Source organism: Paenibacillus sp. MY03, assembly GCF_002165585.1.
Lineage (GTDB): Bacteria > Bacillota > Bacilli > Paenibacillales > Paenibacillaceae > Pristimantibacillus > Pristimantibacillus agaridevorans.
Genome location: NZ_MXQD01000001.1, coordinates 372,941 through 397,755, shown reverse-complemented (window position 1 = coordinate 397,755; position 24,815 = coordinate 372,941). Strand labels below are relative to the sequence as shown.

Annotated in this window: 17 protein-coding genes; 4 read left to right on the top strand and 13 right to left on the bottom strand. The window is 53.1% G+C overall.

Features of this window, described 5'->3' with window-relative positions:
* Positions 1–64 precede the first annotated feature (64 nt).
* The 4 genes from B1748_RS36665 to B1748_RS01245 all read left to right on the top strand — a co-directional run bounded on the left by B1748_RS36665 (position 65) and on the right by B1748_RS01245 (position 1,825).
* Positions 65–226 carry a hypothetical protein gene (locus tag B1748_RS36665; protein WP_179215307.1) on the top strand — a complete coding sequence of 54 codons (162 nt, stop codon included), beginning with the start codon at positions 65–67 and terminating at the stop codon, positions 224–226.
* 83 nt (positions 227–309) lie between these two features.
* On the top strand, positions 310–954 hold the full coding sequence (locus B1748_RS01255) for a metal-dependent hydrolase (RefSeq protein WP_087566042.1): 645 nt from the start codon (positions 310–312) through the stop codon (positions 952–954).
* A gap of 195 nt (positions 955–1,149) precedes the next feature.
* Positions 1,150–1,518, top strand: coding sequence for a DUF6864 domain-containing function (locus B1748_RS01250; RefSeq protein ID WP_087566041.1), 369 nt, complete (start codon positions 1,150–1,152; stop codon positions 1,516–1,518).
* Complete coding sequence (locus tag B1748_RS01245) at positions 1,511–1,825, top strand: hypothetical protein (protein ID WP_087566040.1); 315 nt, start codon at positions 1,511–1,513, stop codon at positions 1,823–1,825. The genes B1748_RS01250 and B1748_RS01245 overlap by 8 nt, the downstream gene beginning before the upstream one ends.
* A gap of 16 nt (positions 1,826–1,841) precedes the next feature.
* Here the strand turns inward: B1748_RS01245 and pruA are convergent, their stop codons facing one another.
* The 13 genes from pruA to B1748_RS01180 all read right to left on the bottom strand — a co-directional run bounded on the left by pruA (position 1,842) and on the right by B1748_RS01180 (position 24,796).
* Positions 1,842–3,389, bottom strand: coding sequence for an L-glutamate gamma-semialdehyde dehydrogenase (gene pruA, locus B1748_RS01240; protein ID WP_087566039.1), 1,548 nt, complete (start codon positions 3,387–3,389; stop codon positions 1,842–1,844).
* Between the two features lie 113 nt (positions 3,390–3,502).
* Positions 3,503–4,630: a response regulator gene (locus tag B1748_RS01235; RefSeq protein ID WP_087566038.1), complete on the bottom strand. Its 1,128-nt coding sequence runs from the start codon at positions 4,628–4,630 to the stop codon at positions 3,503–3,505.
* Between the two features lie 22 nt (positions 4,631–4,652).
* Positions 4,653–6,440, bottom strand: coding sequence for a cache domain-containing sensor histidine kinase (locus B1748_RS01230; RefSeq protein WP_179215306.1), 1,788 nt, complete (start codon positions 6,438–6,440; stop codon positions 4,653–4,655).
* A gap of 35 nt (positions 6,441–6,475) precedes the next feature.
* Complete coding sequence (locus tag B1748_RS01225; RefSeq protein WP_087566036.1) at positions 6,476–8,026, bottom strand: extracellular solute-binding protein; 1,551 nt, start codon at positions 8,024–8,026, stop codon at positions 6,476–6,478.
* Between the two features lie 65 nt (positions 8,027–8,091).
* Complete coding sequence (locus B1748_RS01220; protein ID WP_087566035.1) at positions 8,092–8,973, bottom strand: carbohydrate ABC transporter permease; 882 nt, start codon at positions 8,971–8,973, stop codon at positions 8,092–8,094.
* A gap of 13 nt (positions 8,974–8,986) precedes the next feature.
* On the bottom strand, positions 8,987–9,871 hold the full coding sequence (locus B1748_RS01215; RefSeq protein WP_256975465.1) for an ABC transporter permease: 885 nt from the start codon (positions 9,869–9,871) through the stop codon (positions 8,987–8,989).
* A gap of 179 nt (positions 9,872–10,050) precedes the next feature.
* The gene (locus B1748_RS01210; protein WP_143810212.1) at positions 10,051–13,845 is read right to left on the bottom strand and encodes a cohesin domain-containing protein; all 3,795 of its coding nucleotides are present in this window, start codon (positions 13,843–13,845) and stop codon (positions 10,051–10,053) included.
* A complete protein-coding gene (locus B1748_RS01205) occupies positions 13,842–15,530 on the bottom strand; it encodes an S-layer homology domain-containing protein (protein WP_087566033.1) in 1,689 nt (562 codons plus the stop codon). Before B1748_RS01205 ends, B1748_RS01210 begins: the two co-directional genes overlap by 4 nt.
* Positions 15,531–15,776: 246 nt before the next feature.
* Positions 15,777–16,076, bottom strand: a complete 300-nt coding sequence (locus B1748_RS01200; protein WP_087566032.1) for a DUF6509 family protein — start codon at positions 16,074–16,076, stop codon at positions 15,777–15,779.
* A 136-nt stretch (positions 16,077–16,212) separates the two neighbouring features.
* Positions 16,213–17,145: a manganese-dependent inorganic pyrophosphatase gene (locus B1748_RS01195; protein ID WP_087566031.1), complete on the bottom strand. Its 933-nt coding sequence runs from the start codon at positions 17,143–17,145 to the stop codon at positions 16,213–16,215.
* Between the two features lie 423 nt (positions 17,146–17,568).
* Positions 17,569–19,287, bottom strand: coding sequence for a methyl-accepting chemotaxis protein (locus B1748_RS01190; protein ID WP_087566030.1), 1,719 nt, complete (start codon positions 19,285–19,287; stop codon positions 17,569–17,571).
* Positions 19,288–19,483: 196 nt separating this feature from the next.
* On the bottom strand, positions 19,484–22,909 hold the full coding sequence (locus B1748_RS01185; RefSeq protein ID WP_087566029.1) for an S-layer homology domain-containing protein: 3,426 nt from the start codon (positions 22,907–22,909) through the stop codon (positions 19,484–19,486).
* Between the two features lie 231 nt (positions 22,910–23,140).
* Positions 23,141–24,796, bottom strand: coding sequence for a hypothetical protein (locus B1748_RS01180; protein WP_087566028.1), 1,656 nt, complete (start codon positions 24,794–24,796; stop codon positions 23,141–23,143).
* Positions 24,797–24,815 lie beyond the last annotated feature (19 nt).

Genomic DNA, 24,815 nt, shown 5'->3' with positions numbered 1-24,815 from the left:
TTTGACGGGTAAATTATTGACTTTTATAATGATAGTATCGGGAAGGACAGAAGGAGGAGCGGAGATGTTTACATTAAAAGAGAAAATATACCTGCTCAAGCTGCTGCAAACGCAGAAACGCAAATCATGGCTGGGAATCGGGCGAAAGGATCCCGTGCACGACAGGCTGGTGGAGAAGCTCGAGCAGATGGTCCGCAACGAGCAGGTCAATAAGGAGCATCTGTAAGCCGGCTGCAACCTGCAAACCAGATCATCCGGGACATGTAGCCAAAGTCAGTTAGTCAGTCACAAGAAGGGACAAATAGAATCATGACAGGGAAGACTCATCTCATCATCGGGGCGGCCATTGGCGCCCTCGCGGTTGTCGTACATTCGCCGGACATGGAGGATAGCCTCCTGTATATCGGCGTCGCGGCATTTTCCGCCTTGGCCCCGGATCTTGACGGTCCCAGCATGCTTAGCAGCAAGCTGACCAAACTAAGCAAACGAATTCGGGAGCTCGCCCTATGGGGCGGCATCCTGTACCTGGCGATTACGGCCTACTTGTATTTCAGCGGTCAACCGTTGTCTCCCATCTGGGCGGGAGGCAGCATCGCCGCTATTTTGGCCGGTCTTGTTATGAAGCAAGGTGCGATACGAAATGCCATTGTCAGCGCCGTCGGCCTTTATTTGATCTATCATGGTTACATCCACGGAATGATATGGTTGATCGGATTGGGCGTTTTCGTCGTATGGGCGCCATGGCTCAAACATCGCGGGATGACGCATACCGTCTGGATGCTGCCCGTCTGGTTGTGGTTAGGCTGGGGATTGGAGGAGCAACTGAAAGCGCCCGGACTTGGCATAACCGCCATGCTGGGTTACCTCTCCCATCTCGTAGCCGACACTCTGACGCCAAGCGGCGTCAAATGGCTATCCCCGCTGGTCAAGAAGTCGTTCAAGCTCCGTTGGTAATAAAGCTGCAGGCAAGCCCCGATTCAAACCCGTCTTACAAAAGACGCGCTTGAACCGGGGCTTTTTAGTTTGATCGGATGGTTTATGACGTTCTCTGCAAATCTCTCTTTTCGGAGGTTGTCATGTCTCCGCCATCGCTTTCGTAGAATAGTAGTAGGAAGCCGCAATAGTTCAAATCGTTTTGGAGGGATTGCAATGAAAATTACGTCCGGAGGATTCGAGGTCGTCTATCATGGCAGGGTATTCGCCTATGAAATGAATCCGATCGAAATCGTGTTGTCGGAGGAAAACGATCCGCTTGCGTTTGTTTTTTGCATCGAATACATACAGGAGCAGGATGATTTCACAACGGATATCCGACTCGTGAAATACAATGAGGTGCGAATTACATGCGTCAACTTCCCGAGAGGCAAACCGATCGGAAGCTCGGACATGATTCATCTCGGCATTTTGAATAATCGAAAGCTTTCGCTGCGCTATGAGATTACCGTTAATTCCGATGCTTCTTCCTGGGCGCTGACCTTTACGTTTTATGCAGGCGAGGGGGTTCCTGCCCATGAATAAACTAGAAATCCAGGACCCCAAAGTCGCCAGCAAAATCATAGCGGCAAATGCGGAAAACGAGAAACGCAAAGCGGAACTCGGTTTTCTCGGCAAATTTTTCGGATCGGGCGACAATGTTCGCCTGTATATCGTAGGCACGATCGCATTATTTGTCCTTCTCATTGCGCTCGTCTATACGCTGACGCCGGAAACCTACCGTTCCCCCGGCTTCGGCTTAAAGGAAATGTGGACGTTAGTCGTGCTTCCCGTCGAATCAACCATAATCGGCTATTTGATCGGATCGAGATCGAAGGATAGCGGCGGTTAAGGTATTTTTTGAACATTTAAAACCGCTCCGATACGACCTTCGGCTGCGTAAACAACAGCAGATAATCTCTGCCGCCCGCTTTGGAATCCGTGCCGGACATATTAAAGCCGCCGAATGGATGAACGCCGACGAGCGCCCCCGTACACTTGCGATTGAAGTACAGATTGCCGACGTGGAATTGCTCCCGCGCTTGCTCCAGCCGGCTTCGATTACGCGAGATGACGGCTCCGGTCAGTCCGTACTCCGTATTGTTGGCAATGTCGAGCGCCGCCTCGAAGTTCGCTGCCTTGATAAACGCCAGCACCGGCCCGAATATCTCCTCCTGGGCGATAACCGCGTAGGGCCCCACATCCTTGAATATCGTCGGCTCGATGTAATAGCCGGAGCTGCTGCCCATGTTGCCGCCGCATACAAGCGTTGCTTCCGATCGGCCGATCTCGATATATTTCAGAATCTGAATGTAAGCCCGCTCGTCGATAACGGGACCGATGTACGTCGATTGCTCCGCGGCCTTGCCCATGCGAAGCGCAAGCGTTCGCTCCACGACTTTCCCCAACACTTCGTCATAGACCGCCTCGTGCACGACCGCTCTGGAGCAAGCCGAACACTTCTGGCCGGAATAACCGAATGCGGATGCCGTAATGGCGTCCGCCGCCAGATCCAGATCGGCGTCCTCGTCGACGATAATCGTATCCTTGCCGCCCATCTCCGCCACGACTCTCTTGATCCACTTCTGATCCGGCCGCGTCGCCGCCGCCTTCTCGTTAATGCGCAGGCCAACCTCGCGCGAGCCTGTAAAACAAACGAACCTCGTCAACGTATGCTCCACCAGAAAGTCGCCAATTTCTCCGCCCGCACCCGGCAAAAAATTGACCACGCCAGCCGGCAGCCCCGCATCTTCCAGCAGCTCCATAAATTTGGCGGCGATAACGGCCGTGGGACTTGCGGGCTTCAGCACGACGGTATTGCCTGCCACAACGGCCGCCATCGTCATCCCGACCATAATGGCCAGCGGGAAATTCCAAGGCGGAATAATGATGCCTACGCCGAGAGGCAGATATACAAGCTCGTTGTCCTCTCCGGCAAGCGGCACCAAAGGCTGACGTTCCGACAGGCGTTCCATTTCCCTGCCGTAGAACTCCATAAAGTCGATCGCTTCCGCCGTATCGCCGTCAGCCTCAGCCCAGCTCTTGCCTGCTTCGTAGACCAGCCATGCGGAGAACTCATGTTTGCGTCTCCGCAAGAGAGCAGCCGCCTTGTAGAGCACTCTTGCGCGAGCTTGGGCCGGGACCCGCTTCCAACCTTCGAAAGCCGCCGCGGCTGCCAATATCGCTTTATGGGCATACTCCTCATCGCCTTGGGAAACCAGGCCGATCATTTGTGTATATTGCGACGGATTCAACGACTTGCGTTTGTTCGTCGTCTCGATCCAGTCCGCTCCAATCTTGAGCTTGTATTCCCGCCCCAGTTCGGCTTCCACCTGCGCAAGCGCAGCTTGAAAGTCCGCGATATTGTCGCTGACTCCGAAGTCGGTAAACGGTTCGTTGCGGAACGGCTCTCGCATACGCTTCCCCCCTTTGCCGATAGAAATAAAGTTCACGCTGCTTGAAACAGCTCTTCTTGAACTTTATGCGGCGAAAGAGGCGAGCATAACAAATACCTCATACTTGTTCAAGCTCACTTTTCTTTATTCATCCCGTCCGCTTTTTTCGACAAGATCCGCTTTCTGTACTCCATCGGGCTCAAGCCATAATAATCCTTGAACAGCTTGGAGAAATGGATGCTGTTGTCGTAGCCTACCTTTTCGGCAATTTCATAGCTCTTCAAGGAGCTGTTCAACAGCGCCTTGGCATTTTCCATCCGGATGACCAGCAAATAATTCCAGACCGTCATCCCGGTCTCCTGCTTGAACAAGTTAGCCAAATACGTCCGGCTGAACGACACGGAATCCGCGATGTCCTGCAATGAGATCTTCCCTGCATAATGCGCTTCCATATATCGTTTGACTTGCTCTACCATCAGATGGGAATGATTGCCCCCGATACCTCGGAGCATAGTGAACATTTGCGTTGCCCCTTCTTCCAGCCTTCTACCCGCAGCATCCCGGAACACGCGAAGGATGTCCTTATTGGGAACGGCTTCGCGTGGCGCTTCATCCGAATCGTTCGAGAACGACAGCTCTCCGGCTCGCTGCAGCGCCATGGCCTGGATCAACTTGCCCCATACAAATTCCAGCCATGCCTCGGACAATTCCTTTATCAAGTAGAAACGATGGCCAACCCACGGCTCCATCGTACTAAGGGTTTCCTCGATTAACGGTTTGGCTTCATCCGCACGCATTGCCTTCAGGATCGCAATCCATCTTTCCACCAGGAAGGCGTGTTGCGCAATATGCTTCATCAGAATGTCCGTCGCCTGATGGCTCCGGCTTCGACGCAATCGTTCCACCGAAACGTTTAGCGCCTGATTCAATGCGCTTTGTTCGATCGGCTTCAGAATATAATCAATGGCGTTCAACTGCAGGCTTGTTTTGACATACGAAAAATCGTCATAGCTGGAAACGACAATGCAAACCATCCAAGGATAACGAAGATTGATCTGATGAATCAATTCCAGGCCGTTCATGTGCGACATCTGGACATCCGTAATGCAAATGTCAGCATAAAAGCTATCCAGCCAATCCAGGCATTTGTAGCCGTTGGCAAAAGCCTCCGCAGCTCTGATAGCGGGATAACTGCTCACTTTCCGAGTCAGGCTCCTGCGAATCAGATGTTCGTCGTCGACAACAACCGCATAATACGACATGACGCGCCTCCTTCCTGCCGAGCTAACGTCGCAACGGGAAGCGGATCTCCACGACCGCTCCGTTATGACGATTGTATACTTTCATACCGGCCAGTTCGTCTTCCTGATAATACATTTTCAGACGAAAGTGAATATTCAGCAGGCCGACGTTGGGATGGGCATATTGCAGCGGGAACACGTTCATCTGCTGAATTTGTTTGTTGATCCAGTCCAGCTTCCCGGCCTCGAAGCCCGAGCCGTTGTCGGAAATGCGAATTTCAATATAATCGGCGCTCCCCTGCTTAAGCTTGCGGACGGCAACCTCGATTCGGAGCGGCTCGTCGAGCGGCACCTTCCCGTGTTTGACGCTATTTTCCACGATCGGCTGCACGATGGCTTTCAAGCATTCGGCTTCTTCCGTCTGCTCTTCGATGTCAATTTCGTATTCAAAATCATTGCCCAGCCGTATTTTCATAATATCCATAAAATTGTTCAGATGGGCCATTTCATCACGGAGCATAACAACAATGCCATTATACTGCGAAGTATAGCGGAGCATTCGGGACAACAGGATCGTAATTTTTTCGATCTCCGCATTCCCCGACATATGGGCTAAAGAATTGATAGATTCCAAGGTGTTGTACATAAAATGCGAGTCGATCTGGGACTGCAAGGCAGACATAACCGCCTTCTCTTGCTTGATCTTCGAATTGGCCAACTCGTCCACCGTATCATTTAGATCGTCCAGCATCGACTTGTACGATTTGCCAAGCTCCGCCACCTCGTCGTTACCGTTGATCACGGTATATGAATCCAGCTTGCCGTTTCGCGTGTTCCTCATCATTTTGCGAAGCTTCTCGATCCTTCCCGTAAAAGAAGCCGATATACCTGCAGCTATCAATACGGCTGCCGCAAGTCCGGCAAGCGCAATGATGACTGTCGTTCGCCCGATATAAGAAATAATCGAGACGAATTCGCGGTAAGGCAATACAACGACCGTTACCCAATCCGAGGAAGGAATGGAGCGGTACAATATGATTTCTTCCGTCTCCTCTTTGATGGAATATCCTTGCGTCTGCCGCCCTATTCGGTGCTGCATATCCTCCGAGAGCGGCTTTAATACAAGATCGGGGTCATGGTGAGCCACGATTTGGCCAGCCTCATTGCTTATAAAGCCGTAGCCTTCCTCCCCCAACCCCATCTCATTGACGATGTCCAGCGCATGCTGCAAATCAATGTCTATTTTCATATAGCCGTTATGTTTGCCGCTCCGTATCGCTTTATAAAGCGTCAAAACGGGGATCTCTAGCGACTCTCCGCTCACCGTCACATATTCGCTGCTGAGACGCAGCTTCTTGACAAAGCTTTGGTACGCTTGCAAATCCATCTCGGCCGGGTCAAAGCTATGGTTCAACCTGAAACCGTATTTGTTCGCAAAATGAAAGGCGTTGCCGTTGTCGTGCACCAGACTGATCGATATGACATCGGGATATTGAAACATATACGGCTTCACATAAATATCGATCATGTCCTGAAAGCGATAGTAGGCATCCAGACGCCGATCCGCCCCCATTTTGAGCCATTGCTCCGCGGCCGGAGACGACGAGATCAGCAGGAACCATTCCGAATATCCGCTCAAATATCTCTCCAGATTCAAATTGGCCTGCTTCAATATATGATCGCTTAATCGAATGACGTCGTTTTGGACCTTGCGGGTGGTCTGTTGATAAAATAAATAACCGGTGGAACTGACAACAAACAAAATAAGTAATGAGATAACCGCAATCAACTTCCGTTTCATTTTTTTGCCAAACCAATTTACGATATACACTTTATCGACCACCCGCATCGAGCCGCTTGTTCAGCTTATTTTTTGTTATTATTATACCAGTTCGTCATTTCGTCAATAAGTTCTTGGCCGCCCATCGCACGCCAGGACTCCGCGAACTGATCCCATGTCTCGTCGACGGGCGCGCCATCGATAATGATTTTTGCGGCAGGCTCGTGATATTCGTAATAGAGATTGAATAAATTTTGCCCTACTGCCGGCATGCCCATCGTCAGGCTCGGAATACCCTCCGCATTGGATATTTCAATGGCCGCCTGCATTTTCTCTTTCATCAGGCCCGTATATTTGGCGGCAAAAGCTTGCTCGTTATAGCCGTGCATTTTGAATTGCTGACGCCATTCCGTTTTCTGCTCCACCTCGGATTCGGCTTTGTAGAAATAAGTCCCGCTTTCTTCCGCATAGTTGATTCCTTTGACGCCCAGCTCCGTGAACAGCTGCCCCTCTTCGGTGTACAGCCAATCGAAAAACTTGATGATGGAAGCCGGGTCCTTTGCCGTTTTCATGATCAGATACGACTTGTCAACCGGGAATACCGTTGCACCGATAGGCCCGTCGTATCCCGTTCCGCGCGGTGTCGGAATCGTGATGACATCCACGCCTGCGTCCGGCAAGCTGTCCGTCAGGCTTTCTTGCCACTTGTATCCGTCGGAAGGAACATGCCCCCAGACGCCAGCCAATCCCGCATTGATTTTTTGCGACCAGATCGGCGTGGAGTTTACCAGAAATTCCGCATCCAGCAGTCCCTCGCGGTACATGATCTGCATAAATTCCAGTCCTTTTTTGAAATTGGGATGAAGGAACCCCGGAACGATCTCGCCGTTTAGTTCAATACCCTCATAAGGCGATATGCCCCACATGCCCCAAATGTTATCGCCGGTCCAGGAGAAGTTCTCGCGCATCGTAAAAGGAATTTCATCCTTTTCTCCGTTCTGGTTCGGATCGCCGTCCTTGAATTTGCGAAGCATGTCGAGCAGCTCGTCCGATGTTGTCGGAATGGCGGTAACGCCAACTTGCTCCATCCAATCCTTACGAACGTACAGCACGCGGGAAGAAGGCGTGTGATTGGGCTGTGGAATCGCCATAATTTCTCCGTTAACCGTTACGGAATCCCACACCGATTGCGGAATAACCCTCTTCATATTGGGGCCGTGCTGTTCGATCAGGTCATTGAGAGGCATGATCAGGCCGTTCTCCAGCGCGCCGTCGCCCTGAGAAAGTCCGTACCCGAGATAAACATCGGGAAAGTCGTCCGATGCAAATTTCAGCTTCAACTGATCGACATAGTTGGCGTGCGAAAAAAACGTGATTTGCGGGTTAATGCCCGTCTTCTCCGCCATATACTTGATTGTCGGATCCTCCAGCAGATTGCCCGAAGGCACCGGCTTGTTCACGTCCGAGACATACAGCTTGAAGCTTGGAGCTTCCTTCGGACTTACCGTTTCCGGCTGTTTGGCGTCATTACGCGCATTGTTTTCTCCCTGGGTATTTTGCTGCTCGCCCGAACAAGCCGTTGCGGTCAACGCAACCGCAAGCACCAATGCACCCATCGTCTTCATTCCTTTTTTCATCTGAATTCCCCCTCAATAACTCCATTTTATTATGTCAGGCTTAAGCCGTGGACATCAAATGAATCTTACTCTTTCAAGGAGCCGAGCATGGCGCCTTTAATGAAATGCTTCTGCACGAAGGGATACACCAAAACGATCGGCAGAGTGGCAACGATGATGGTTGCCATCTGCAACCCTTGCGGCGATACGTCCATGCTGACCAGACTGCTTGCGCCCGTATGCAGATCGCTGGTGTCGAATTGGGCCATCAGGAAGTACAAGTACAGTTGCAGCGGCCTCAAGCTTGTGTCCGTAATGTAAAGAAGCGCCGAATAATAATTGTTCCAGTGGCCGACCGCATAAAAAAGCAGCAGCGTAATAACGATCGGCATGGACAGCGGCAGGGCGATCGTCCACACCATTCTGTATTCCGACATTCCGTCGACCCTTGCGGCCTCGAACAACTCCTCGGGCAACGAGCGGAAAAAGGTGATGCACAATATGAGATTAAACGCGCTTAGCGCGCCCGGAATAATAAGTCCCCATATGGAATTAAGCAAGTCCAGATTTTTGACCAGCAGATAGGTGGGGATCATCGGCGCCTGAAAAATCATCGTTACGATAATAAACAGGATAAACAGCTTTTTTCCCTTCAAATAGGACTTGGACATCGGATACGCGGTTAGCACCGTCAGAAACAGGTTGAGGCTGGTCCCGATGACGACAATAAGCAGCGTGATCGCAAAAGACCGCCAAAACGGCTTGCTTTCAAATACAAGCTGATAGTTATCAAGATTGAACCCGACGGGCCACAGCCCGACTTTCGAATGGATCAGAGCGTTTGTATCGCTGAAGGATCCCGCCGCGACATGCAGAATGGGAATGGCGACCAAGAGACAAGTCAGCAGCATAAAGATGATATTTCCCGTATCAAACGCTCTTTCCGCCAACGTTTTTTTAATTTTCATGCCAATATCCTCCCTAATATAACCCTTCGCCCGTCGTCGATTTGCTCACCCTGTTCGCTACGACCAGAAGCAGGAAGCCAATGACGGACTTGAACAATCCGATGGCGGTTGCAAGACTATATTTGCCGCCAAGAATTCCGATGCGGTAGGAGTAAGTATCGAGGACATCTCCTACGCTCATGGTCATCGGATTAATAAACAAATAAATTTGCTCAAAACCCAAATCCATAATATGACCGATTTTCAGCAGCAGCAAAATCATGATCGCGGGCAGCATGCCGGGCAACGTAATGTGGAGAAATTGTTTGAATCTTCCTGCGCCATCCATTTTGGCCGCTTCGTACAGCCCCGGGCTGATGCCCGCAATCGCGGCCAGAAAAATAATCGCGCTCCATCCCATCTCCTTCCACATGCCGGTCGCGATGATGACTGTGCGGAAGTACTCCGCCTTTTGCAGGAAGTTGACAGCCGTTCCTCCGAAGCTCTCGATCGCTTGATTGACGATTCCGGTGCGGACGGACAGCAGCATGTACACAAAGCCGAATACGATCGTCCATGACAGAAAGTGAGGCAAATAAACAACCGTTTGCACAACCCGCTTGAAGACGATATTGCGTAATTCATTCAGCAGAACGGCCAGAAGAATCGGCGCTGGAAACGAAAATATGATTTGGTAGAAACTGATCACCAACGTATTCTCTATCAACCTTTGCAAGTTTGGATACGAAAAAAATTGAATGAACCATTTGAGCCCTACCCAGTCGCTGTTCATAAACCCGCGGAAAATATTAAAATCCTGAAACGCGATGACGCTCCCCAATAGAGGGACATACTTGAACACCAAAAAATACAGCAAACCCGGCAGCAGCATTACATACAAAGCCCGGTTTTTAACCATAAAACGCATACCTCTCCGCACCACCTGTCTTTAATCTCTCAATATAGCTAAATGATACCGTTTGCACTCAAAATCCAACAATGAGGCGATGTTTGTATTTGATGTGAAATGTTAAGATGTTGTGGTTAAAAAAAACTCCGAATCCGTGTTCGTACGGATTCGGAGTTGCATGATTAAAGTCAAGTCGTTCCTCGTATTCTGTATGCGGCCAACGCAATATCTTTTACGTCTATCCGGCCGTCTCCGTTCAGATCGTACCGCGCCGTTGCCGCGTCGACGGCCATGCCGGCATGCTGCGCCACATCCGAAATATCCGCATCATTTAACAGACCGTCCCGATTCGCGTCTTCGGGCTCGTAGACGCCTGCCGCCCATACCCTGTCCTGTCCGACAGGGAAGAATCCGCCCGTAATATGCGCATCGTCCGCAAGCAGCAGACTGCGGCCGTCAAGTCGAACGGATGCGCTTGGATCGCCGTTCAGCGCCGTCAAATAAAGGATCGCAGCTTCCCCGTCCGAACGGATGCTCCTCGTCCCTGTCAGCGTTAACACCAGCTCAATGCGTCCGGGCACCGTCTCCCGATAGAACAGTTCGCCGTCGCTGAACAAGCTGCCGGCAGCCACCTCGTCCACATGAAACACAGCCGGATCGTAATGAATCGTCGCCTTAAGCGCGTACAGCGCATTCGCCTGATCGGTCAGCAGCGTCATTGACGCCTGCCGGCCCGTCACAAGCCCCGAATCCCCTTCCAGGCTCAAAGTACCTGGATGTACAGGGGCATTCGCTCTGGCAATCTGAATTTTTTTGAGCTCGGCGGCTTCCGCGTAATAAATATTGCCGTCATCGCCCAGCTCGAATAATGGCGTAATCACCGGCAAAGAACGATGCTCCATCGTGGCGGCATCCACTATGGTCAATTGGCCGTGCAGATCGGTATAAAGCAGGCCGTCATTTCCCCAGCGCATATGAATGGGCCGCCATTTCCCGTAATCGGTCACGCCCGGATAAATGACTTTGCTTTTCGCCACTTCCAGCGTATCCGGATCAAGCGCAAAAATAATGCCGTCTGCAGCCGCCCACAATAAACCGTCCGGCCCAAAGGTAAGGCCGCTTATCATGATGGGGGCTTTCAAAGCGCCCGGAATGTCCGGCTCGAATTCGGAAATTTTGACCCCGGCTTCGACATCCCAAACAAACATTTTGGCCGCATTCTCGGTAGGCGTGCTGCCCTGGCCGCCATGAATCGAACTGGAGCCGTAAATTTTGCCGTCGCGATAGGCGAGGCCTACAATGCTTTGATTATTGACCACATGGCGATACACCTCGGTCTGCAAGGATAACGTGTCATGGACCACTAGCGCGCCGCCAAGCTTGCCGTAATCCGGAATCGTTCCGACAAACAGCTTGGTCCCGTAAGATTCCATCACATAAGGACGATCTTGCTCATTCCCGATATGAAAGGTCAAGCGAGGATTCTGATCCGGCTGCGACGCCTCCGTCTGAAGCGGCTTGGTTGTATCCCATTCATGGACGTAGGCCCCCGGATAAACGCCGAAATAAACGCGGTTGCCGAGTACGCCCATGCTTTCCGCCTGCCCCATCGGGAAGGAAAACGACGAGGCTGTCGCCGGATCGTAGCGCACCCCGGTAGAGGACATGAACGCGCCCATATAAAGCGCTCCGTCAGGACCTTTCTCCAGCGAATGAATTTCGATCGGTTCTCCCTGTACGACAACCGGAAGTTGGCCGGAGCGTCCCGATTGCGGATTCAGCTTGGCAACCGTTCCATTGTATTGAATGGAGACAAGCGTTGAACCGTCCGCCGGCGGATCTCCCGGAAAACTCACCCATCCTGTATGGCGCAAGCCGACGGAATAGGATATTCCGGTAGTCTGGACGGTTCCGGTCGTCAGATCGAAGGACGCAAGCATGCCGTCCCGGACAAAATACGTTTTCCCGTCGTAAACAGCTGACATATGCAGCCCTTTGACGCCGGTATAGACATCATTCAGCCATTGTCCGTTTATCAAGTCGTATATAATCAGACTGTCAATGCCGTTCCCGTACAAATAAGCAAACAAATAATCTCCTCTTGCATCGAGGCCGTACACAAACGGATATTCGGCTACACCTTCCAAAACGGGCAAGGCAAGCTCCTCTTTGGCTCCCGTGGCGGGATTCAGTTCGATAATGGCGCCGTTCGGCCCAATTCCGGCGTACACTTTGCCGTTATAGTAGGCGATGGACCGCGCGATCTGATTGCCCGGCACCATGGAGCCGTAATCGGTAAACTGCGAGGTTGCAGGATCGTACCGGAACACCTTGCCGCTAGGCGATGTCCCCCCGTATACGCGTCCTCCCTCGTCGATCTCAATATCGTAAATAAGCGATTCGCTGGCAATGGCTACGCCGAGATCCGTCAACTGCCCGGTAGACGGCGAGTAGCGGAACAGCTTGGATGTGGCCGCAATATAGACGTTGCCGCTCTGGTCCACGGCATGTGACCAGGCATTGACGCTTCCGTTTAATGGAAAAGACTTCAGTAGAGCATTATTGTGCAAATCCACCACGTTGAATACGGCCGGATCGCCCGAAACGGTCGTATACATAACCGCAATCCCGTTTTCATAGCCGTATGCGGCATCCAGTGTGGCCACATTCTGCACGGGCGAGCCCAAGCTTTCCGGCTCTCCGAAACGGAGATCCGCGATGGCGGTCGCCGATGCCGCCACAGGGACAACATCTTCCTCGGCTTGCCAGGTTGCGCCTGCAGCCGCTTCGTCCTCGTCCATCCATTTGTACGCAATGATTTCCATATCCGCTCTGTCGATGACGCCGTCTCCGTTTACATCAAGATGCCGCGTTTGATCCGTCAAGGCGGCCCCTGCCCGTTTCGCCGTCATCATCAGGTCTGTCTGATCGATTCGATCGTCCCGATTGACATCCGCCGGATCGCCGATAACCTCAATCCTGATCGTCTGATCGCTTGGCAGCGTATAGATACGTCCGGTTTGACCGGCATCGCTTTTGCCAAGCGTGGAGCTTTCGGACAATGTCAGTTCTCCTCTCCCCTGACGAACGGCTTTGAAACGGATTTCCGCTACGCCGCCGTCTCCATTGACCGCATTGCCCGTGTCTGCCGACGCATGGACGACGAGCTGACCCGGTGTAGACGTATCAAATGAGCTTGCGCCCGTGTCGAAGGGGGCGGTGAAATTCACGCCCACGACCTCGAACCGGCTCGAATCGTAGCTAACAATGGCGTTGACAGTCTGCAGCTGCGCGGCATAACGTACGCCAAGCGATACTGTCAACGTCTCCTCAGACTGCAGGACGGGATCCGCTTCAATCGCAAGAACACCCGGTATAGCCTGCTCCTGTGCAAACCTGCCTGTTATGCTGAAATCGTCGTAATAAGACTCCGCCATCCACAGAGGAGATATCGAGGCGAAGATACGGACATACGCTGCATTTGCAGGTGCTTGCCCCGAAGCTTTCACCTGTTGCCAGGCGCCAAGGCCCGTCTGCTTGTGGTCGACAATATCGCCGACGCCGTTGCCCCTAGCATCAAAAAAACGCATATAAAAGCTGGATCGTCCCGACTCGATATATAACATGCCGTTCGCTGTGTAAGTCTCGAGCGGCTTAACCTGAATCGGCACGCTGCCGACAGCAACCGTCTCCGTCGTGGAACCGTCCGTCAATCGGAGACTCCGGCTTCCGTTGTAGCTCCTCCCATCGCTTACGGAAGCCGACACACCGGCAGTCAATGGCTGCAGAAGGGTCCATTCGCTGGCGCTTCCGTCCGGCTCGCTTTCTTCAAAGCTTGAATTAGGCAAGTCGTAGATTCCAAACACAAGATCGTCCGATACCGGATCGGCACTCGCCGTTAAATCGCTGTTGGCAAACGGCCACAGCACCATCAACGCAGCCATTGCCGCCATGAATCGCCTGCTCCAGTTTCTTTTTGTCACGCTGCGTCTTCCCCTTTCTCTGCCGCTCGATCGAGAATATCCAGCATATTGGCGAAAATAACCGCCGCCTCGGAGCGTGTAAGTTTAGCGGAAGGCCGGAAAAGGACGCTATCCGCATCGTCAATCAATCCAAGCGCCTTGGCCTGGTGTACGGCCGACCTGGCCCAGTCCGCAATCCGATCTTCGTCCTTGAACGACTTCTCTTCGAACTCCGGCACCATCCCCGATATGGCATAAGCTCTCATCATCATGACTGCCATCTGCTCTCTGCTAACCGCTTCATCCGGAGCGAATCGCCCATTGTAACCCTGAATAATTCCCGCCTTGTGCGCCGCTGCCACATAGTCGGCATGCCACTGACCGGCATGGACGTCGGCGAAACTGTCCGAATACGGCTCCCGCTGCAGCCCGAACACAAGCGTAATCATTTTGGCGAATTGCGCCCTCGTCATGACGTCGTCGGGTGCGAATCTGGATTCGCTTTTGCCTTCCAGCAGTTGGAGGCGACTTAATCGTTCAATCGCTTGGCGCGTCTGTTTATTGACATGGCCGATGTCCCGATACGGCATGTCGTATCGCAAAATGGCGTATTGACGATAGGCAACAGTTTCCAGACGGAACCTGTTTTTCGTACTGTCTTTTTTTGCGTTCGCCATATAACGCCATCGTCCCGTCTTCTCGTCAAGAGCGTACAGACCAAGCTTGTCTGCGCTTTCTTCGCTGAAGTCGGTCAGTTGAAAGCGGATTCCGATATTGTAATCGTCCATTAGCTTAATGAACGGTTCGGTGAACTTCACGGTTTCCCCCAATACAACGGCATCAATAAGCAAATCATTATGCGGAGCGATTGCCAGCCGGTGGCGTTGCGCCTCCTGGCGAAGCTCCCGAACCGTTTCGAGCCGTTCCCGCACAAGCTCGGGCAGCTTAGCCGCGTCCTTCCATTGCTCCGCCGATATCGTAAGCAGCCAGTCGGCAAGATTGTCTATTACGGACGGCAATTCGGCTGCGGCAGATTCGGCAATGACAACCTGGCGATCCGACAGCAACTTGATCAACTGCTGCGCGGAATCGACTGAATAAGGCTGCGTCTGCCATTGGGTCAGATACGGCTTGTCCAGTACCTTCCCGAAGGGCCCCGGATTAACGGCGGAACCGGTCGTCGGCTCCGTAATGCTCAGAGTTATGCTCCCTTCCACCGTTAGGGGAATCTCCGTCATGTCCTTGTACCCGAATTCGTTGAAGACCTGTTCGGAGCTGACGGCTGCCGCACTGACCAGCCGTATCTCCCCGGTTCCCGCTTGTTTGGACACGAATTCGAATGAAGCTAGCGTAACGCTTGGCTTGCGTTCTGTATCACGAATATCTTTTCGAATCAACGGGTAATAGTTAATGCCGGACTGGCCGAACCATTCGTTCCCGCCTCCGAAGAACTCATAATCCTCCGACATAGAAAACCCTTTCATTTCGAACTTGGCGCGATCATACGCCAGTTGAAATTCAATCCCGTACAAATCGCTAACATCCTTCGCCTTGATCTCGACGGTAAAGGATTCCCCCACTTTAACAGCAGAGCTTTCTCCGGTAAGCGTAACCAACGTATTTCCGTCCCCTTCGGCATGCGCAACCGTTAACCACATAAACAACGCGATGAACACCGGCATAACCACAGCAAATCTTGTTCGCAACCCGAACACACTCTCCTTTCATTCGTCTGTTAATTCTCCGTTAGCGGACAACTTGAACGATTGCCGGACGTATTAGTCCGCTTGTAGAAAGTGTACCGCTGCTATTCGTTTACCAACAATATAGCGATGTTAGGATTTCAACTGATATGTTAAGATGTTTGTATTGCGGCAAGGAAAAACCGCTCAAACGTCAAAATTCAGGATTTTGACGTTTGAGCGGTTTGCGTTTTTCTTTTGCGATACCGTTTATTCCGCTGTCGGTCCAAACAGTTCCTTATGGCATAAGGATCTCACCAGTGCCAATTCTTCCTCTTCCAATTCCATATTGATGTATCCGCCTGTTGTGGTTTTCTGAAATTCATATTTGACGACGCGTTCTTCGTTATTATCCTTCATATAAACAACCCGAAGCGATACCCCTTCGTCATGATAAAGCTCGTCATCTTCCTCCACTTCCAGCTCCAGCACAAACTCATACCGTTCGCCGGGCAATATGTTAAACGGGTCCTTTAATTTCTCCACCGTGTAGGATGTCACAGTAAACATGGGCCATCAACTCCTTCTATCGTTATAGATTCACGTCGCCAATAGCAAAGGGCAGCCCGATGCCTCCTTCCGAAGACCCGGACTGCCCGTCCCCCTTCTACTCTTCTAGGGGGTCTTATAACTAACTATTTTTCGATTACTCCGCGCTCAGCGTCTCCGTCAGCGGAGGAACGATCTGGGATTTGCGGGACACGACGCCCTTAAGCAGCGCTTTGTTGTCGCTCAGCGACACGTTGAACGCCTTCTCTACGCTGCTAGCCTTGGAGCCCAGCGCAAGACCGATAGAATCGTTGTTGAGAATATCGGTTACGACGAGCAGGAACAGATCCAGCCCTTTGGAAGCGATAATGCCGTTAAGCGCTTCTTCCAGCTCCGCCTGGCGGCTCAGCACGTCGTTCGTGTCAACCGCGTTCACTTGCGCGATCTCTACCTTGTAGCTGCCCATGGAAAATTCCTTGGCGTCGATGGAGATCAGCTGCTCGATCGTTTTGTCGCTCAGGTCAGCGCCGGCTTTGAGCATGTCCAGGCCGTAAGCATCAGCGTCTACGCCCGCGATTGCCGCCAGCTCGCGAGCCGCCGCAACGTCTTGCTCCGTGCAAGTCGGGGATTTGAACAGCAGGGAGTCGGAGATGATTGCAGAAAGCATAAGGCCCGCGATTTCCTTGCGGATCTCGACGCCGTTCTCCTTGTACAGCTTGTTCAGGATCGTCGCCGTGCAGCCAACCGGCTCAGCGCGGAAGTACAGAGGACCCGCCGTCTCGAAGTTGGCGATACGGTGATGGTCGATCACTTCCACGACGCGTACTTTGTCGATATCGTTGGCGCTTTGTTGGCGCTCGTTATGGTCAACCAGAATAACGTCCTTGGCTTCGTCAGCTACGTTTTCGACCAGGCGAGGAGCCTCGATGCCGAAATAGTTGAGCGCGTATTGCGTCTCGCCGTTGACTTCGCCAAGGCGTGTTGCTTCAACGTCCGCGCCAAGCTTGCTCTTAAGCTCTGCATAGGCTATTGCCGAAGTAATCGTGTCCGTGTCCGGATTTTTGTGTCCGAAGATTAACGTTTTTGCCATGATTCAAACTCCCTTAATCGTTATTGATCCGCTGGCAGAGTACTCCGCCTCCGCGCCGGACCTGTGAGAAACGTTCTCCACTAATTTCGATTATAACCTTAAGTCCACCGTATTCCTATACCTTTACACCGAATTATGCAAAAAAGTAGTGACCGCATACATAAGCGCGAGTTCAAAAAGTTCGATTTTCAGTACCTAGAAGGTTGAACTTTTTGAACAACCTCTATAAGCATACGGTCACCCTGCGCCTTGCGCCTCAGCTAGGGCGTGTCTGAAAACCCGCTCTGGGGCATCTTTCACCGCCTTTCCGCCCCCTGCTTCGTCACTTTTGCTTGACGTACCCCCGGTATGCCTTCACAAAAGTTCCTTGCATGGAACGAAAATTCGGCAAAATCTGCTTCCCTCGGAGTATTCAGACACGCCCTAGACGGTAAATCTCTTGTTCAAAGAATCCAGCTCGGTGGAGATATGGCGCAGCATCTCAGCCGATGACGCCACCTCGTCCATCGAGGCGATCTGCTCGCCGGAGCTTGCGGCGATGCCCTGGAAGTGAATGGCCGCATGGCGCGAAATTCGTTCCATCTCCTCGACGGAAGCCGCTACTTCCTCTGACTCGGCGGTTACTTCCTGCGATGCCACGGATACCTCCTGCAGCTGCTGGTTGACCAACTCCAGCCCATCCGCGATCGCGTAAAACGCTTGGCCGGCTTCTTGCACGATATCGAGGCCGGAACGAACCTTGTCCGTATTGCCCTCCATCTCTGCGGCAAGCCTCATCGTCTCTTCCTGCGTAGAAGCGATCAGCTCCCCGATCTGAACGGCGAAGGTCTGGGACTGCGCAGCCAGCTTGCGCACCTGCTCCGCGACGACAGCGAAGCCCCTGCCCTGTTCGCCGGCATGAGCGGCTTCGATCGCTGCATTAAGCGCGAGCAGATTCGTCTGCGAGGCTATATCCGCCATAACGGAAGTAATTTCGCCGATTTCGATCGAACGGGTTTCAAGCCGTTTCATGGACTCGAACATCCGGTCCGCTGCCGTGCCGATCGCGTTCATCTCCGTCAGCGCGGACCCGATAAGTATGCGCCCCCGGTCGGAATGCAGCTTCGTCTCCTGCGCCGCGTCGGTGACGATCGACGCCGACTCCGTTATCCGCGACATGCTGCGAGCGACGCCCTCTACCGCTCTTGTCATGTCGGACGCTCGGCTTACCTGCGTCTGAGCGCCGCTCGAGGCATCGCCGATGCTTGCCGCGATCCCCTTGCTCGCTTCGCTTGTCGACTTGGCATGCCGCGACACATCCTCCGAAGCCGTCAGCAACCGATGCGAGCTGTCTCGCATATTGCGGATGGATGTCCGCGTACTTGCGACAAGCTGCTGAAAGGTCTGAGCCAAAACGCCGACCTCGTCCTTGCGCGTTACCTTGATGTCGACGGTCATATCGCCTTCTCTCACCTTCGCGACTGACGAAGTCAGCCGCTTGAGCGGGCGTGTCAGATAGCTCGCGAGCGCAATGACCAGCAGAATGCCCGCAACTACGATGGCCACGGCGACGTAAATCGTCGTCCGGGTGTTGGCCGACATTAGCTCGAACACCTTCGTCGCGTCAAAATCGGCGCCGACGACCCCGATCAGGTTGCCGCTATTATCCAAGAGAGGCACATAAGCGGTAATCGTTGCGCCATACTCGTCGTCGGACAAATCACCGATTATGGACTCGCCGGACTCGAAAGCAGCGATCATGCCGGGATAATCATTTTCTTCCCTGGTTCCGATCGGAGAGAAGTCATCTTCTGCTGCATCCGCCGGCGCGCCATCCACCATATAATAGTAGTAGTTTCCCCCGTTTTCCTCGCCTTTCGCAAGCGTATACAGATATTTAAGTCCGTTCGCCTCTCTGAGCTTATTAAGCGACTCCCTCAGCTCCCAATAATAATCGCTCTCCCCGTCTTCCGGCGTTAATGCCGCGTAACTGGCAGGATCGATCGTTTTCGCCGCGCTCTCCGCCACGAGTTGCGCCTGCGCGCCGAGCGAATTCTCGACCAGATTCATGGATGAGCGATAGATAGTAAAGCCAAGCACGGCAACCGCCGCAAAGATAAGGCATGAGAAAAACAAGACCATTCTCGTAAGTAAAGAATTCAAAGCCTGGTACCCCTTCCCCGAATATACGATTATCTGACACTATCTTACAGGATTCGATCCGGGTTGCGCTACTAAATCTTGCAAGACGGAACGTCTCGACCGCTCTCCGGGGAAGCGTCAAACAGCCCCCACCTTGTAAGATGAGGGCTGTTTGACGTTTACGGCGGGGAATGATTGTTTGTTATTTCAATACCGGTTATGGTGCGTTATTCATCAAACGAACCAGCAGCGTTACCGCCTCTGCGCGAGACAGTGGGGAAAGCGGATGAAATGCGTTGTTCGTTTGCCCTAGCAGCAAACCGCGCTCCCTTGCCGCTTCGACGGCCTCTTTGCTCCAGGCCGGAATAAGTTCGTCGTCGGCAAAGCCAGTCCGCTCGGTCGGCACAAGCTCCAGAGCCAGAGCCCGCGCCACAATGACCGCAACTTCTGCACGACTGACAAGATCATTGGGACGCAAGGTACCGTCCGCATAACCGGTAATCCAGCCGGCCTCTACCGCCTGCAGCAATGCGGAACGAGCCCACTCGCCAGCCTTATCCAGATCGGCAAAGGTTCCGCTCGCTTCTTTTCCTTTGCTCTTCGTCGTCCGCTGCAGCATGACAACAAACTCCGCCCGGGTCACTTGCCGATCCGGTCTAAAGGACCCATCCGTATAACCATCAATAATTCCGTTCTCCCGAGCCGAAACAATAGCTCGATAAGCCCAGTGCTGGTCGACGTCATGGAAGTCGCGCTGACCGCCCGTGGAGGGATTCGACTTCTCCGAATCCGTATTACCCGGTTCCTCCGACGGATCTGTCTCCTTGGAAGGGTCTGTTTCCTTTGGATCGTTTTGTCCCGAACCGCCGCCGTTAACAGGAATATATACGTATTCGCTTCCGCCGCCTTGCTTGATATGGCTGGCCGACAGCTCGAAGGAAGCGAACTTCACCACTCGTCCAAGGGGATCCAGCTCATAGGCCGCGATATGTTTGCCGGCAGTCGCCGCGCCAATTTCGATGCCAGCCGTGGATGTCACGGCATTGGCTGTTTCTTGCTCTACATTCCCCCCAACAGACGGAACGGGAACGGCTTCGTCTTCAAGCGATACGGCAAGCGTATGCCCGCTAGCTACGTTTGCCGATATCCGGGTGGTGCCCGTCGCCGTGCCCGGAGCAACCGTTACAGCCAGCTCCGGCGTAACAAGAATCGTTACTGTTGCAATGTTGGAATCCAGATTGCCGTCGTTCGCCCGGAATGTAAACGTATCCGAACCCGTTGCCGCCGTGCCTGGCGTGTAGGTAAACGCGCCGGTAGCTGCGTCGACGATCGTAACGGTTCCTTTCTGTCCATTAGAAACAATGGAATACGTAAGCGAACCATTTTCATGATCTGTCGCTTGCAACATGCCGACGGCAGCATGGTTTTGCAGCACGTTTATTGTTTGATTGAGCGCTACAGGAGCGTAATCGTCGGGTATTTGGTCGATCGCAAACAATTTGCCCTCGCCTGGCAGGAAGTCGCCAGCGCGCAGTACGCCGGTTAAGTAGTTATAGTCCGCTCCAACCTCCACTCCGCTGGCCTTCGATACCTCCGTCACCTTCCCAGGGACAGTCGACAATGTAAAGGTGCCGGATTGGCTTCCTTTTTCGTTGCGGTTGACGACCATTACATACTTGCGATCGTTCTCGTCCCGGAAGTAGGAAATAATCCATGGCTGCTGCGCATCCGCCGGCTGCCAGAAAAACTCTCCCGGCAACGCATTCGTCTTCGCCGGAGCCGCGCCCGTATGATACACCGCCAGCGACTGCAGCCTGTTCAGCGTATCCCCCAGCCCAAGCACTTCCGCATTCAGCTCCTGCGCCCAATAGTAGGATGGATTGCGATTGCCATTGGGATCGATAATGGAGCCGTTAAAGCCGTCGTAAACCGGATGCCAATACGTAAAATAAATCAATCCTTTTGAACCGTAAGCCAGATTCGTATAGATGTTGTGGCGAAGATCATCTTTGCTTGGCGATCTCAGCCAATTGCCAATGCCGACGGATTGCACAAACGTCCAGAAATCAATTTCGCCGGCCAAGGATTGTCGCCTTACAATCTCCAAATTGTTATAATACTCGTCCGATACGGTGCCGTCGGAATAATACGGATAATAATCGTGCAGCATGACATCGGGATCGGCTCTAACCCAGCGGTAGACGTAATCCTCATAGGAAAAAGGTTCGACGTCCAGATTAAAGGCATGCCAGAAATCGGATGTCAAGGCATTGCCGCCAGCATAGGCTTGACCGCCGGCATACCATTCCACGCCCGGTGCGGATCGCCATACGCCAAAGAAATTGTCATGACCGCCGTTGTGCGTCAGCTCCATATAATAGGAAGTGTTAGGTTGAACCTCCGCGTTAAGCTCGAAGGTCTGATGCAGCGTTTGCGACGTAGGCGCGCCAAGCGTAGCCTGCGCCAACTGCTGACCTTTGCTCACAGAATCGTACAGCGTCAAGGTGACAGCTTCCCCCGGTCCCCATTGGTCGTAAGGAATCGCCCATTGCACGGTTCTAATTTCATCTTCGTATGCTTTGGTTGTAAAGGTCTGTCCTACCGGTGTGGAGGTGCTTAGAACCGAACCGTCGCGATTCAACTCCATGCCGGTCAAGCTGACGTCCGCGTCGCTAGGCCAAAGGTTGACCAGGGACATGGCGTCGGTGTCCAGTCCGCGCAACGTCCTGACCATGTTGCCGAGCTGCGGCAACAATATGGAGCTCGGCTCGTCATACAGGTTGTAGCCCATCAGAGCGGGATGATCGCCATAGTCATCCACGATTTGCTGCAGCGTTTCGAGCGACGGCTGGCCTCCGTTTTTGAAAGCGGATTCGGAAAACAGCACCTTAAATGCCAGATCGCTGCCCGTCTCCAATACACCGTTGCCGTAGGCATCGCCATCCGCATACGGATTCAAGTCGCTAAGCCGAAGTGAAGCGCTTACCGGATTGTCGCTCGTTAGCTCCATATAATATTGCGTCCCCATCTGCACGCGCGTCAGCAGCCAAAATACCGTAGGTTCGGCGACGGGAGTAGCCGGCGTAACAAGCGAGGCCGATGCAATCGTCGTTCCTTTGGCAGGGCTGTCGTACAAGGTCAACGTCAAGTTCGTATTGGCTGGCCACGTCGACTGGTCGATATCGAGCGTAGCATAATTGAGTCCCCAATCCGAGCCCCGATTCGGAGCGTAGAAGGTTTGGCCCCACGATTGCGACTGGCTGACCGCAACGCTGTCTTCTCCCTCGTTCTGTTCGACGGTTGGTTCGTCCCAGGCAAAGCGCGCATCGGATACCAAAATCTGCAGGCCGTTCGCCTCCGCCAAATCCAGCGCGTTGTGATTAACGTCGTAATAATGATTGCTGTTGCCGCCTACGATAAAGTTGACGTTCATGCCTGCAATATCCTCGTATGTCGCCTGATTCGTATGGATGGGAGCCGGAGGATTAAATATTCCGATATGAAAAGGTTGGGTCGGCGGGTTCGTGCCGCCTGAGTCTTGGGATGTCTGTCCGTTGGCAAAGCCGTAGGGCATCATCGACACAAACATGGCCGATGCCGCTGTTGCGGCAACAAGCTTGCGCAGCTTGGAATAACGGGTCATAAATGTAACAGCTCCCTTTCAAGTGGTTGTTGAAAAACCTTTATCCTCCGATATCTAACGGCCATGAGAGACGCTTGCATCACCAAACGGACGGAATTTCGCCACTTTTGACACGATAAGGCTCTGATTTGACCGTTAGAATCGGGATGACGGAAAAAACATATCTAAGGCGCTCGTGGCCGTCAGAATTCCCTCGGCCGGGTCAATAAACTGAAATCAACGATCTAACGCCTAAAAACGTAATGAAACGTTATTGCCTTGCGCGAGGATAAACAAAGAGCCGGAAGTCGCATGGACATCGTCTGCAGCTATTGCTACCGCGCTATCCTGCGTCTTCATTGAGTCGTCCCCAGCTGATGCGAACTTGTGACTCTTCGTCTCCAACGGATCGTCGATCAACATAGCCCCTTGTACGTCCACGCCGTAGGACATGCCTTCGTACATATACTTGATCCGATCAGCCGAGTAACGGATCTCGGCCGTGGCGTTGCCCCAAACCAGCTGCAGGCCCCAGTCCGGGAAGTCCGACCGAATCGCAATCGACCGTTCCTCCATGGCAATCGCCATCTCCGTTCCGTCCGCGAGGATCAGCGCCAGCGCCAATCGGTCGCCATCGCCGTCGACCTCGACGCGCTCAAGACGGACCGCCTCCATCGACTCCCACTGTCCGTTTTCACTCCGCACGACCGGCACAATGCCGGGCCGGACTTGCCCGTCCGTCCATCTGCCGGCGTCCATGACCGGCAACGTATCGTACCAACATTCCTCGGTCTCGCACACATCCCGCAGATAACGCTCCTCGTAGTTTTCGTCGAACAGATGGACGTCGCGCAAACAAAATTTCGCCCCATCCTTTAGCAGATTGACCCGGTAGAACCGACTGCAATACCAGAGCGACTGCTTGCCAGAATTTCGCCAGTCCTTGAGCGCGATAATCGACGAAGCCGGCGTAACCGGATACGTTTCCTTGAACCACGCCCCCGACTCCGCCAACGTTTCTACCCGTACCCGGTCTTCGCGCTGCCAGTCTGCGAGCAAAGCGATCTGGTCGATCAAGCCGGACGATATACGCTCCCAACCGAATGAATTCTCCTGGCCGATCTGCGTGTAGCCGAAGGAAAGCTGCGGCACGCCAAAGCTGGTGTCGAAAAACCAACGCACCCACTCCGGATTGCCTCCTCCTCCCTCGGCTCCCGTATAGACAGGCTCGAGCGTAATGACGGATTGACCATAGCCGTAATCGGCAGCGTCATATTGGTAGATAGGATCGCTGCCGAGCATGCGGAACACGGGCACGGGAATTTGCCCCTCTGCCGTCTGGGCTGGCATAAATCCGTTTAGGCGGCTGGGGTAATACGCCTGGTTGTAGTAACCGCCCCAGAGCGTGTAACCGTCGGTGCCCCATTGGTCCTTGCAGTTGCAGGAGGCGACGATGCCATATCGGTCGGACAAATGGCCAAGCAGATGCGCGTCCATAAACCAGGAGCCCGCTGACCGAGGATAATAGCCGAATTGCCGATGGAACTCCTCCATGAACAAGTCCGCCAACAGTACGCGCTCATCCGGCGTATACCCGATCGAAAACCCGACATTCGCATGCCAATCCCACGGATAACGGCCACGCCAGGCCAGGCCGGCCCGATCGGTCAGCGGCTGCACGACTTCAAACCAAATGCCGATTTCGTGCCGGTCATCCAACTCCTTCAATACGTCCGTAAACTGCGGATCGATCAAGGCATCATATTGAATAAGCCAGGTTGCCGGCAGATCGTATTGATTAACCAGCGCAATTTCCCGCTTTAGCGTATCAAGCAAATCGATTGGCAAGCGAGGCTCGACGCCCCGGACAAAATTGATAATATTGACGCGATTGTTGGCTTCGTTCATCGTTTTCGCTCCTAATAAT

What these genes read in the sequence shown, in the direction of transcription:
- B1748_RS36665 (WP_179215307.1), top strand. Translation starts at nt 65, where the DNA reads ATGTTTACATTAAAAGAGAAAATATACCTGCTCAAGCTGCTGCAAACG.
- B1748_RS01255 (WP_087566042.1), top strand. Translation starts at nt 310, where the DNA reads ATGACAGGGAAGACTCATCTCATCATCGGGGCGGCCATTGGCGCCCTC.
- B1748_RS01250 (WP_087566041.1), top strand. Translation starts at nt 1,150, where the DNA reads ATGAAAATTACGTCCGGAGGATTCGAGGTCGTCTATCATGGCAGGGTA.
- B1748_RS01245 (WP_087566040.1), top strand. Translation starts at nt 1,511, where the DNA reads ATGAATAAACTAGAAATCCAGGACCCCAAAGTCGCCAGCAAAATCATA.
- pruA (WP_087566039.1), bottom strand. Translation starts at nt 3,389, where the DNA reads ATGCGAGAGCCGTTCCGCAACGAACCGTTTACCGACTTCGGAGTCAGC.
- B1748_RS01235 (WP_087566038.1), bottom strand. Translation starts at nt 4,630, where the DNA reads ATGTCGTATTATGCGGTTGTTGTCGACGACGAACATCTGATTCGCAGG.
- B1748_RS01225 (WP_087566036.1), bottom strand. Translation starts at nt 8,026, where the DNA reads ATGAAAAAAGGAATGAAGACGATGGGTGCATTGGTGCTTGCGGTTGCG.
- B1748_RS01220 (WP_087566035.1), bottom strand. Translation starts at nt 8,973, where the DNA reads ATGAAAATTAAAAAAACGTTGGCGGAAAGAGCGTTTGATACGGGAAAT.
- B1748_RS01215 (WP_256975465.1), bottom strand. Translation starts at nt 9,871, where the DNA reads ATGGTTAAAAACCGGGCTTTGTATGTAATGCTGCTGCCGGGTTTGCTG.
- B1748_RS01200 (WP_087566032.1), bottom strand. Translation starts at nt 16,076, where the DNA reads ATGTTTACTGTGACATCCTACACGGTGGAGAAATTAAAGGACCCGTTT.
- B1748_RS01195 (WP_087566031.1), bottom strand. Translation starts at nt 17,145, where the DNA reads ATGGCAAAAACGTTAATCTTCGGACACAAAAATCCGGACACGGACACG.
- B1748_RS01185 (WP_087566029.1), bottom strand. Translation starts at nt 22,909, where the DNA reads ATGACCCGTTATTCCAAGCTGCGCAAGCTTGTTGCCGCAACAGCGGCA.
- B1748_RS01180 (WP_087566028.1), bottom strand. Translation starts at nt 24,796, where the DNA reads ATGAACGAAGCCAACAATCGCGTCAATATTATCAATTTTGTCCGGGGC.